Genomic DNA, 10,698 nt, shown 5'->3' with positions numbered 1-10,698 from the left:
TTGAGATTCCCTTTCGTAAAATTAGTATTCCATTTTATAAAAAACACCCCTTATCTCATTGAACTGCACCTCCAATTGTTAGACACATCTAACAATTGGAGGTGCAGTTCTCATTCAGAGTAGGGGTGTTCTTACTATATTTAAGGTTGAAGGTGCGGACGTGTCATCATGTCGGAACGGAATCGCGCTAACAGTTCGTCACCTGTTAAACCTTCTTCGACTAATTTATCGAGTAGTTGCTCGGCATATTGGCGACGATGTGTTTTGAGTGTTCCTTTCATGAGAATGGATACTTTATTTTCAAAGTATTTAATACCTTGAACAAGTACACAAAATCCTGCAGGTTCATTATCAGGATATGAAATAACCGCACGTACCTCAATCACTTCGTCTGTATCTATAAGCGGTAGAAAATCTTCTGCATATTTGTGATCAACGTACATCTCGAGAATCCAAGTACGATGGCTATTTTCTTGGTTGATGATAATACCATCAATGAGTGGATAGGAAATAAATGTGTCTTCTTTAAAGCGTTCAATTGACAGCATTTTGAATGTTTTCAGATGAACCACCTACCTTTTTTTAATGTTATAAGTATAACATATGAAAACATGCCGTATTCATAACTTGCATGTAATAATTGCTCGATTCGTGTCTATTTTTTGAAAATATTATGTTGAACCATATAGGAAATACGAAAACGCCGTTTTGCGTAAAATCTCGGCATCCTTTAGTATAGCGGTAATAGAAGGGGGGTGAAACATTGAATAACGTTTCAATTGTTGGGAGATTAACGAAAGCACCAGAAGTAAGGACAGTAGCAGACGGTAAAAGTGTCGGGCGTTTTACACTTGCGGTCAATCGGAATTTTAAAAATCAGCAAGGAGAGAACGACGTCGATTTTATTCTTTGTACAGCATGGGGGAAGTTAGCTGAACACATGGTGAAATATTGTGGCAAAGGATCACAAGTCGGGGTAATCGGACGATTGCAGTCGCGTAATTACACGAATGATGAAGGAAAGAGAATTTATATTACAGATGTGCTAGCTTTAGAAGTGCGATTTTTACAATTGAAAAATCCAGAACCAACTGTAAAAGTAGAAGATTTTCAATTACCAGCTGCTTTTACAGCGCAACAACCAATGCAATAAGTGAGGGCTCTATGAGGGAGTATGTAGGCGAAAGAGAGAGCTGGGGGGCTCTTTCTTTCCATTTATACATAAGAAAAGAAGGAACCACATCTTCATGCGATTCCTTCTCTCTATTTAAAATGAAAAACTTAGTAAATCTTTAATTTGCGCATCATCAAGTTCTGTAATCCATTGACTTGATTGGATGAGTTCTTCCGATAAAGCTTGTTTTTCTGTTAATAAGGCATCAATTTTTTCTTCAATCGTACCTGTTGTAATAAATTTATGCACATGGACAAATTGTGTCTGTCCAATACGATATGCGCGGTCTGTTGCTTGATTTTCGACTGCTGGATTCCACCAACGGTCTGCATGTAATACATGATTCGCAGCAGTTAAGTTTAACCCTGTACCGCCAGCTTTTAACGACAGAATGAAAATCGGGAATTCACCTTTTTGGAATGATTCAACGAAATAATCACGCTGTTGTTTCGGCATACTTCCTGTTAAGAATGGTACATCCACGTCGTATAATTCCGAGAAGCAGTGCTGCAGTAAATGGCCCATCCCAATATACTGTGTAAAAATCAGACATTGTTCACCATTATCAATAATTTCAGCACCTTTTGACACGATATATTTCAACTTTTCAGAGCGTTTCATCATTGTAGGTGCTTCATCAAATGCCTCTTTTAAATATAATGCAGGATGGTTACATAACTGCTTTAATTTATTCAGCATTTTCAAAATTAACCCTTTACGTTCAAAACCACTCAATGTCTCAATTTTATGCAATGTCTCTTGAATAAAGCTCTCGTATAATACTGCCTGTTCTTCCGTCAAAGCACAGTATTCACGCTGCTCTAGCTTCTCTGGTAAATTTAGCTGAAGTGCAGGGTCTTGTTTTGTACGACGCAGTAGGAATGGTTGAATCTTTTTGCGAAGCCTTTCTTTGACATCATTTGAGTCATCGCGCTCAATCGGTGCAATAAACGACTCTTGGAATCGAGAGAAGCTGCCCAAGTAACCGCGATAGATGAAATCAAAAATCGCCCATAGTTCAGATAGACGATTCTCAACAGGTGTTCCTGTTAAGGCGATATGATGTGAGCCATTCAAACGACGAATCGCTTTCGATTGCTTCGTATTCATATTTTTAATATTTTGTGCTTCATCCAGCGTAATATTCGTAAAATGAAGCAGTGATAGTTCCTCAATATCCTGTGTTACCGTACCATATGTTGTTAAGATGATTTGAATTCCATTATTTTGTAGGTAATCCGTAAATTGCTCACCTTTTAAACGTTTCGCACCGTAGTGTAAATACGTCGTCAGTGAAGGCGCAAATCGCTCAATCTCTTTTTGCCAGTTTCCAAGTACGGAAGTCGGACAAATAATAATCGTCGGCTCTGTCGGTTGTTCTTCTTCATAGACGCGCAGTAGATAAGAGATTAACTGAATCGTTTTACCAAGTCCCATGTCATCTGCAAGTACAGCCCCAAAGCCTTGTTCACGCATGAATGATAACCAGTTGTAACCTTCTTGTTGATAAGGGCGCAATGTCGCTTGTAGAGAAGGGGATACCGTTAAATCAGGAAGTCCTTTTTTCTCCATCATTTTCTGCACGTAATCCTTTAAAGATGCTTGGAGCTCAAGTTGCAACATCGGATCATCGCGGTCGTCATCATCATCCAGTTCTAGTGGGATATCGAGTGAACTGGATAACTCTTGGAATAATAAATCTTTCACCGTCCAGTTTTCTGTTTCGGTCTGGCTCATTAATCGCTGAATTTCTTGCATCCATGCTGCATCTACACGCACCCATTCGGTACCTGCACGAATAAATTCACGCTGGTCTTCTACCATACGTTTGAATTCGTCCATCGGAATATCGTGACCATTCAATGAGACCTTCCAGTCGAATGTTAGAATCTCTTGCAGCCCAGCAGCAGATTTGAAGTTCGATGAAGTACTTGCATTGGCACGTACTTTGAACTTAGACTCTTTTAATTCTTTCAACCAAGCAGGTAAGACGATTTCAAAACCAAGGGCTTGTAAACGAACGAAGTCACCACGTAAAAATTGGCGCACATCCGTATCCGTTAAATTCACACATAGGAATGGCTCATCTGGAATTCCTACCATATAAGGTTGGTCACCTAAAAGATGCATCATTTGCTGTTGTAGTTGATGAATCGAAGCAGCATAATCCGCCCATTTTGCTGGTAAGACATGTTCAATCTTTAAGTGTCTTTTACGTACAGGTGGTGTCCAATAGGTCGTTTTCGTTGTCGGACGAAGAACCGTTTCAAGTTGCCACAGTTGTTCGCCTTCCTCTGGTTCACGTAATCGAAGTCCAATCATGACTTCATCATCAATTTGTTTTTCGCGAATTGGCCAACCGCCATTACGGAAAAATGGTACAAGTGCAGGTAAGTCGTCTTCTGTTAAAGCAGCTTCTGTGAGTGTCATCTGAAGTGCTTGCATGAGTAAATCTTTTGCATCTTGTGAGATAGGAAGATGGAATGATACTTGCTCATCTATTTCAACATGTTGCCATAAGTCTTTTTTAAACCAGTAATCAGCGGCTTCTTGTACTGTTTTGAGGAATTGCTCATCCTGTTCATTTAATCCCTTATATTGTACAAATGGATGACGATAATAAGGCGAAAATAATTCAATTAATTCGAGTGTCGTTAAAAAAACTTGTTCATTTTTAGTTGTAATCGCTAAGCCGAAAAAGCTTTTTTCATGTTTATAGTAAAGTTGTGTCACCCATTCTTCTAAGCGAAGCGGGCGACCAACATTTGCATCATATCCTGTAAGATGAAACTGTCCATTCGGTAATATATCAATAGAAAGGCCGATTGTTTTTGTAAAAGCTGTTGTTGTCATAGCATCAGATTTCCTTTCTCAATTTCTTCTTGCAATGCACGCATACGCTTATAATTTTGGCGAACGGTTGTGACATATTGATTCCAAAATTCATGTTTTCCACTTTTCTTCGCGACTGCCTTCATTTTTTTCATAAGGCGAACAGCAGACTTATAGTGTTGACGTGATTTTTGATTAATCTCTTCCATAATTAATGAGTGGTAGAGTGATAAAAGAACCGATGGACGTTCTTCTACAACCGTCTTCAAACCACAAATCTCTAAAAAAGCGAGAGAAGTTGGATAGAGTTGGTGTAGCGCAGACCAATCATCGAAGCGCTTCTTTCGAATTAAAAACTGAGAATAAGGCTGCAAACCATATTTTCCATACGCTGCAAATAGTGTCTCTTCTAATTCTTCCGATAGCTCTACACCTTGTCTTTCTTCATCAAAATGTTTAACGAAAGACATGCGATGAGGTGGCGCAAGATATTCCTGAATAAATGTACCCATAAATGGAATGATTGTTTCGATAATTTTTTTGCGAACAGCTTCTTGTTGATTCAAACCAGCTGTTCGAGCTAATTCAATCCATGATAGTAAATCTTTTACTTCAATTTCATCTAAATAGGGTTGAAGTGCTTCTGTTTGGTCGAGCATTACTAAAAAGATGGATTTCATATATGGAATAGATAGGTCATCTTCATATTGACGAGCAGTTGATAACTTTTCAAGTTCAACTTCACGATCTCTTTTATTCGTAAAAATATGATTCCATATTAATAAGTAGATTTCGATGCGGTTTTCGACATACCCGCCTTGATTTAATAGGAAGTAATGACTCATCTCTTTTAGTGAATTATAGAAAGGATCAAATGCAAACAGACGTGATTTTTTCGACATAGCCAACACGTTCACTTCAAGACGTTCAATTTCATCTTGAATAAAGCGACGATAAAAACTTTGTGCCGCTTCCGTATTAGCAAGTGATAGATGTTTCCACGTATGCGATAGTAATGCAACATGTGTAAATACATCAAAAAGTGGCTGCCATTCACGTTCTAGTGGTCGCTGTTTGCGAATTTGCTCCATCATATCATTAAAAATACCATCTAGCAGATAGGGATTCATCTGTTGTTGATGATATAAGTTTCTTTTATAAACATTTTGTACAAAACGCAACCAATTTTCAGGCGTTCGTTCTTCTTTAAATAAGGTCATTTGTTCTTGTTGTGCACGAGAACGGAATTGCTCCAACCAATTTGATAAAGAGTCAATGTATTGGTAGAGAGCAAAAAGCGCCGCAACACGATGGCGGCATAGGCTTTCTTTCATAGCGCATGAGCAGTTAAGTGAATGATCTTTCAAATTTAATGTTACCGTAGCGAGACTTGCATCTTGGACTACAAAAAGGGCTTTATGCAATTTGTAATCATAATCAATGATTTTGACGTAGTTATGACGTACAAGAAAAGCTGCACGGCGCACTAATTCTTCCGACTCTTGTTTTGTAGGAGGCAACATTTTTGAAATTTGCCCCATATACTTTCGAATTATATCTTCTTCTGCTTTTGCAATTTCTGCAATATTCATGTTCATTCATCATCCGCTCCCGAAAAAAATCGTTCTTTCTATTATATCGCTTTTAAGGGCGAACGTGAATGAATAAAGAAAAAAACTTTATGTATTTAAAAGTGTTGTTGTAACAACTGTCACAGTTGATTCCCATAATAAGGTTGGTTTGTTTCAAAAAGAATGGTGGTAAAGTTCTACGCGAAGACATTAATATTCAGACATCTTGAGCTTTATTATAGGAGGGGTGAACATGTTAAAAATCAGAAGAATTGAACCTTTCTACACCAAGAGAGATGGCGACCGTTTAAAACTCGTATTTGCGTATCAATACTTTTCGATTTTAAAAGATGATGAGTTATTCCATTTCATACCTGTTGAAGGAAAAGAAATCATCATCAATCTACAAACATTGCAAATCGAAAATTTATCCGATGTCTTTGTATTCCAAAAAAGCAGTCGTTTTATTCGTTTACCATTATATCAACTACTACTTGTATCAAACATTCATGATCATCTGCAAAAGATTCTAGAAGACTTAGAACTAAGCACTGAAACTAAAAGAGCTCAAAATAATATCAATGAAGAAACAGCTCAACTTGTAAACGAAATGGAAGATATGAATAGATTACGGATGATTGATTATGCTTTAGATCATAAAGATCAAGAAATGTTTGAACAGCTAATGGATGATGACAATGGAATCTAATACAATCGAGATGAAACGACAATTTAGAAGACGAGGGAGTGACTCAATTATATGAGAACACTCCTTTTTTGCATTCAAAATGGAAGAGAGATAGACCACTCGCTCGTTCAAACGGGCCATTCGCATGCGGAAGTGGGGCATTCGTTGAGTTGTTTGGGTCACTCGCTCGTTCAAACAGGACATTCGCCCGTCGAAATGGTACATTCGCGTGCGAAAACAGTACACTCGCCCAAAAAGCCTAAGTTGCGCCCTCTCCGCACCTTCTTCAAGGCTTTTGAGTAATAAAAGGGGACTTGAGTTGACTATTTCAGTGTGAAATCGAACATTCGAGTGGCGAAACGGGCCATTCGCTGAGGCGTTTGGGTCACTCGCCGTTTGATTCGGGCCATTCGCCATTTGATTCGGGCCACTCGCCGTTTGATTCGGAACATTCGCCCGTCGAAATGGTACATTCGCGTGCGAAAACAGGTCACTCGCCACCGAAGTTAGGCACTCATCCCAAAACTATTCAAAATTCTATGTAGTGCTTGCTGTACGCCGCGCAAGCACTCAATTGGCGAGCCACCATTTCATAAAAAATAGAAAGATTGCGACACATAGAACGACAAGACTAAAAATTAAGGTCACGCGATCATATACATCCGATTTCCGTTTTTTACGCTCGTTCATACGATGAATTCACTCCCATCTCGTACTATTTAGTATTTATCCCATATAAATCGGCGTTAAACTTTACAAAAACTGTTTATTTTCCGATAATTGTTATAAGAGTAAGAAGGAGGTGTTTCAAATAATCGGCAAATGGTATGCGCAAGGACTATTGATTTGGCGTTCGATGAATACGCAATTCAATGTGGCAAACAAGGCGCTGGAGAGAATTGCGACGGGGTATCGAATCAATCGAGCAGCAGACAATCCAGCAGGACTTGCAATTTCAGAGAAGATGCGCGTGCAAATTAGTGGTTTGAATCAAGCAGGGAAGAATATTCAAGATGGCATATCCATGCTTCAAACAGCAGAAGGTGCTTTAAACGAAACACACGCCATTCTTCAACGGATGCGAGATTTAGCTGTGCAGTCTGCGAGTGATACGCTGACAGATGATGACCGCGCATTAATTCAAACGGAATACGAGGAACTCAAAAAAGAGATTCAGCGTATTTCAAAAGATACCCAGTTTAACCAAAAGAATTTGATTAATGGAGATTACAAAGACCAGCCTTTTAAAATTCAGACTGGTGCAAATGCAGGACAGACGATTGATTTGTATTTAGGGGATGCAAGTCTATCTGGGATGGGACTGCCAGATACGTCGTCCATTGGCACAAGGGAAGATGCGGAGAAAGCGATTTCAGAAGTAGATGATGCGATTAATCAAGTGTCGGGGCAACGCTCTAAGCTAGGTGCATATATGAATCGCCTAGAACATGCTTATAATGTCACGATGAATACGCATGAAAATTTAGTTTCAGCAGAGTCACGTATTCGAGATGCGGATATTGCAAAGGAGATGATGAATTTCACAAAGGCATCGATTTTACAACAAGCTGCACAGTATGTGATGGCGATGCACATGCAACAAGGACAATCTATTCTACAATTATTAAAACCAGTACCTATAATGAATAAATAATGAAGTTATATGCATAAAATATTCATTATAAATGTATAATTGGCTATTTTAATGAATTTATATGAATAAATATTAATTTTACATCTAGACAGTTGCATAAAAATGAAATATAATTCATATATAAACAAAATAAATCAAACCAAAGGGGTTTTGAATATGAAAAAATGGTTAATCGCAATGGTGGCAATCGTCATGGTTGTACTTGCAGGATGTGGAGCAAAGGATGATTCATCAAAAGATGGTGGTAGTAACGATGATTCAACAATTTCAAAAGTAGAAAAAGATAAAAAGTTAATCATTGGTACGAATGCAGGTTACTACCCATTCGAAATGATTGATAAAGACGGCAAAATGGTTGGTTACGATATTGATGTAGCAACAGCACTAGCAAAATCAATGGGTGCAACAGTTGAAGTGAAGCAATTCGGCTTTGACGCACTAATCCCAGCTTTACAAACAGGTAAAATTGATATGATTTTTGCAGGTATGACCATTACAAAAGAACGTGAAAATGCTGTAAGCTTTGCGGATGCATATTATGAAACAGGTCAAGGCGTTATGGTAAAAAGCGATAGCAAAATTAAAGATTTAAAAGAAGTAGATGAAAAAGGTAAAACAGTCGTTGTTCAAATCGGTACAACAGGTTCAATCGTAGCGAAAAAAGAACTGAAGAATGCGGAAATTAAAGAATACGAAGATTTCCCATCAGCAGCGCTTGCAGTACAACAAGGTCAAGCAGATGCACTTGTATATGATGAGCCAGCGATTAAAGTATATGCACTACAAAACGAAGGTAAAGTAAAAGCTTTAGACGGCTTACTTGCAACAGATAAATTAGGAATCGCGATTAAAAAAGGCGATGAAAAAACAGTAAAATACGTGAATGACTTTTTAAAAGAATATTTAGGTTCTAAAGAGGAAGAAGAAACGAAGAAAAAATGGTTTGAAGATAACAACTGGTTAAACCAAGTAGAAAGCCCAAAACAATAATAGAGTCGTTCTGATTTTATTAGACAGAGAGAGGGAAACCTCTTTTTTGTCATTTCAAGCGGTATTTAGGAGGAGTATATATGTTTAATAACTACGAGTTCGATTGGAGCGTCATCCCTGATAATATCGACGTCTTCCTCGAAGGGGCTTTACTAACACTAGAAATTTCAGCAATCTCCCTGTTGCTTAGCTTACCAATTGGTATCATCTTCGGTTTTGGTCGTATTTCACGTAATATCGGTGTTCGTTTGATTGCAAGCACGTATGTTGAAATCATGCGTGGCGTGCCATTACTTGTACTATTAATGTTCGTGTACTTCGGTCTAGGTGCGATTTTCGGTCTTAGCTCATATTGGAGTGCGATTGTCAGTTTAGCGGTATTTGAAGGGGCATTCTTAGCAGAAATTTTCCGTTCAGGTATTCAATCTGTACCAAAAGGACAGATGGAAGCAGCACGTTCATCGGGTATGTCGAATTTTCAAGCGATGCGTTATATTATTTTACCGCAAGCCATTCGTCGTACATTACCACCAGCAGCGTCTCAATTTATTATGTTAATTAAAGATTCGTCGTTAGTGTCGGTTATTGCAGGTGTTGACTTAACATTAAAAGCGAAAAACCTTGTATCGAGTTCGTTTCGTGCATTGGAGATATGGGCATTCGTTGCGGTGATTTACTTCATCATGACATTCTCATTATCGCTACTTATTCGCTATTTTGAAAAACGCATGTTAAAGAACGAGCAGTAAGAGGAGGCTAACGCAGATGATTTCAATTAAAAATGTTAATAAAAGTTTCGGTACACATCATGTATTAACGGACATCTCATTAGAAGTACCAAAATCCAATGTCATCGCATTGATTGGTCCTTCTGGTGCGGGTAAGTCGACACTCATTCGTACAATTAATGCACTTGAGCCGATTGATTCAGGTGAGATTATTGTAAATGGTATTTCGATTCACGATAAAAAGACGAATATTAATAAAGCGCGTACGAATATCGGTTTCGTATTCCAAAGCTTTAATCTATATCCGTTCTTAAGTGTTTTAGATAATGTAACGATTTCACCAATTAAGGTGAAAAAACAGTCAAAAGAACAAGCTGAAAAGCGAGCAGTCGAATTATTAACGTCACTTGGGCTAGGAGATAAAGTACATGCTTTCCCTGGGCGTTTATCAGGTGGACAGCAGCAGCGTGTTGCCATTGCGCGTGCGCTTGCGATGGATCCAGAAGTGATGCTATTTGACGAACCAACATCAGCACTCGATCCAGAGATGGTAAAAGAGGTACTCGATGCGATTCGTAAACTTGCACATGAGGGTATGACGATGGTCGTTGTAACACATGAAATGGGCTTCGCAAAAGAAATTTGTGACGAGATTGTTTTCATGGCAGAAGGAAAAATCGTCGAAGTCGCACCACCGAGCGAATTCTTCTCAAATCCGAAAACAGAACGCGCACAAAACTTCTTAAAAGCAGTATTAAATCATTAATATTTGTAGGGCACGACGTAGATGCGTCGTGCTTTTTTTGTGGAGAACGAATCTGGAGCGAGTGGCCCATTTTCGCCCTCGAATGTCCCGTTTGACGGGTGAATGACTCAAATCGAGGTGCGAGTGACCCAACTTCTTCAGCGAGTGACCCAAAATACGGGTCGAATGCTCGAATTCACACTAACATAAACAATTCAAGTCCCTTTGAATTACTCAAAAGCCTTGAAGAAAGTGCGGAGAGGGAGCAACTTAGGTCTTGAAGCGAGTGGCCTATTTTCGCGCGTGGATTTGTCCC

Annotated in this window: 9 protein-coding genes; 6 read left to right on the top strand and 3 right to left on the bottom strand. The window is 38.7% G+C overall.

Annotated elements, in window-relative coordinates; translation table 11 throughout:
* Positions 1-140 precede the first annotated feature (140 nt).
* A complete protein-coding gene (locus tag KGI01_RS12435; RefSeq protein WP_307723187.1) occupies positions 141-572 on the bottom strand; it encodes a YwpF family protein in 432 nt (143 codons plus the stop codon).
* A gap of 191 nt (positions 573-763) precedes the next feature.
* Between KGI01_RS12435 and KGI01_RS12430 the strand changes: the two genes are divergently transcribed.
* A complete protein-coding gene (locus KGI01_RS12430) occupies positions 764-1,153 on the top strand; it encodes a single-stranded DNA-binding protein (RefSeq protein WP_082701481.1) in 390 nt (129 codons plus the stop codon).
* A 114-nt stretch (positions 1,154-1,267) separates the two neighbouring features.
* Here KGI01_RS12430 and KGI01_RS12425 read toward each other — a convergent pair whose 3' ends face one another.
* Together KGI01_RS12425 and KGI01_RS12420 are read right to left on the bottom strand one after the other, a co-directional pair.
* A complete protein-coding gene (locus KGI01_RS12425) occupies positions 1,268-4,027 on the bottom strand; it encodes a DEAD/DEAH box helicase (RefSeq protein ID WP_141274942.1) in 2,760 nt (919 codons plus the stop codon).
* A complete protein-coding gene (locus KGI01_RS12420; protein ID WP_141274941.1) occupies positions 4,024-5,604 on the bottom strand; it encodes a hypothetical protein in 1,581 nt (526 codons plus the stop codon). Before KGI01_RS12420 ends, KGI01_RS12425 begins: the two co-directional genes overlap by 4 nt.
* A gap of 226 nt (positions 5,605-5,830) precedes the next feature.
* On the opposite strand from KGI01_RS12420, the gene KGI01_RS12415 reads away from it, so the two are divergent.
* From KGI01_RS12415 to KGI01_RS12395, 5 genes are all read left to right on the top strand, one after another.
* Positions 5,831-6,286 carry a transcriptional regulator gene (locus KGI01_RS12415; protein ID WP_141274940.1) on the top strand — a complete coding sequence of 152 codons (456 nt, stop codon included), beginning with the start codon at positions 5,831-5,833 and terminating at the stop codon, positions 6,284-6,286.
* Positions 6,287-7,076: 790 nt separating this feature from the next.
* Positions 7,077-7,919: a flagellin N-terminal helical domain-containing protein gene (locus tag KGI01_RS12410; RefSeq protein ID WP_141274943.1), complete on the top strand. Its 843-nt coding sequence runs from the start codon at positions 7,077-7,079 to the stop codon at positions 7,917-7,919.
* Between the two features lie 156 nt (positions 7,920-8,075).
* Positions 8,076-8,909 (top strand): transporter substrate-binding domain-containing protein, encoded by an 834-nt coding sequence (locus tag KGI01_RS12405; protein WP_141274939.1) that lies wholly within the window; start codon positions 8,076-8,078, stop codon positions 8,907-8,909.
* 80 nt (positions 8,910-8,989) lie between these two features.
* Complete coding sequence (locus tag KGI01_RS12400; RefSeq protein WP_068455811.1) at positions 8,990-9,658, top strand: amino acid ABC transporter permease; 669 nt, start codon at positions 8,990-8,992, stop codon at positions 9,656-9,658.
* Positions 9,659-9,674: 16 nt separating this feature from the next.
* Positions 9,675-10,403, top strand: a complete 729-nt coding sequence (locus KGI01_RS12395; protein WP_068455808.1) for an amino acid ABC transporter ATP-binding protein — start codon at positions 9,675-9,677, stop codon at positions 10,401-10,403.
* Positions 10,404-10,698: the final 295 nt, after the last annotated feature.

It is taken from the genome of Kurthia gibsonii, assembly GCF_006539985.1.
GTDB lineage: Bacteria > Bacillota > Bacilli > Bacillales_A > Planococcaceae > Kurthia > Kurthia gibsonii.
This window is presented reverse-complemented; position numbering and strand designations above follow the sequence as displayed.

Excerpts from the sequence above, each read along its gene's own strand:
- KGI01_RS12425 (WP_141274942.1), bottom strand. The coding sequence starts at position 4,027 with ATGACAACAACAGCTTTTACAAAAACAATCGGCCTTTCTATTGATATA.
- KGI01_RS12420 (WP_141274941.1), bottom strand. The coding sequence starts at position 5,604 with ATGAACATGAATATTGCAGAAATTGCAAAAGCAGAAGAAGATATAATT.
- KGI01_RS12415 (WP_141274940.1), top strand. The coding sequence starts at position 5,831 with ATGTTAAAAATCAGAAGAATTGAACCTTTCTACACCAAGAGAGATGGC.
- KGI01_RS12405 (WP_141274939.1), top strand. The coding sequence starts at position 8,076 with ATGAAAAAATGGTTAATCGCAATGGTGGCAATCGTCATGGTTGTACTT.
- KGI01_RS12400 (WP_068455811.1), top strand. The coding sequence starts at position 8,990 with ATGTTTAATAACTACGAGTTCGATTGGAGCGTCATCCCTGATAATATC.
- KGI01_RS12395 (WP_068455808.1), top strand. The coding sequence starts at position 9,675 with ATGATTTCAATTAAAAATGTTAATAAAAGTTTCGGTACACATCATGTA.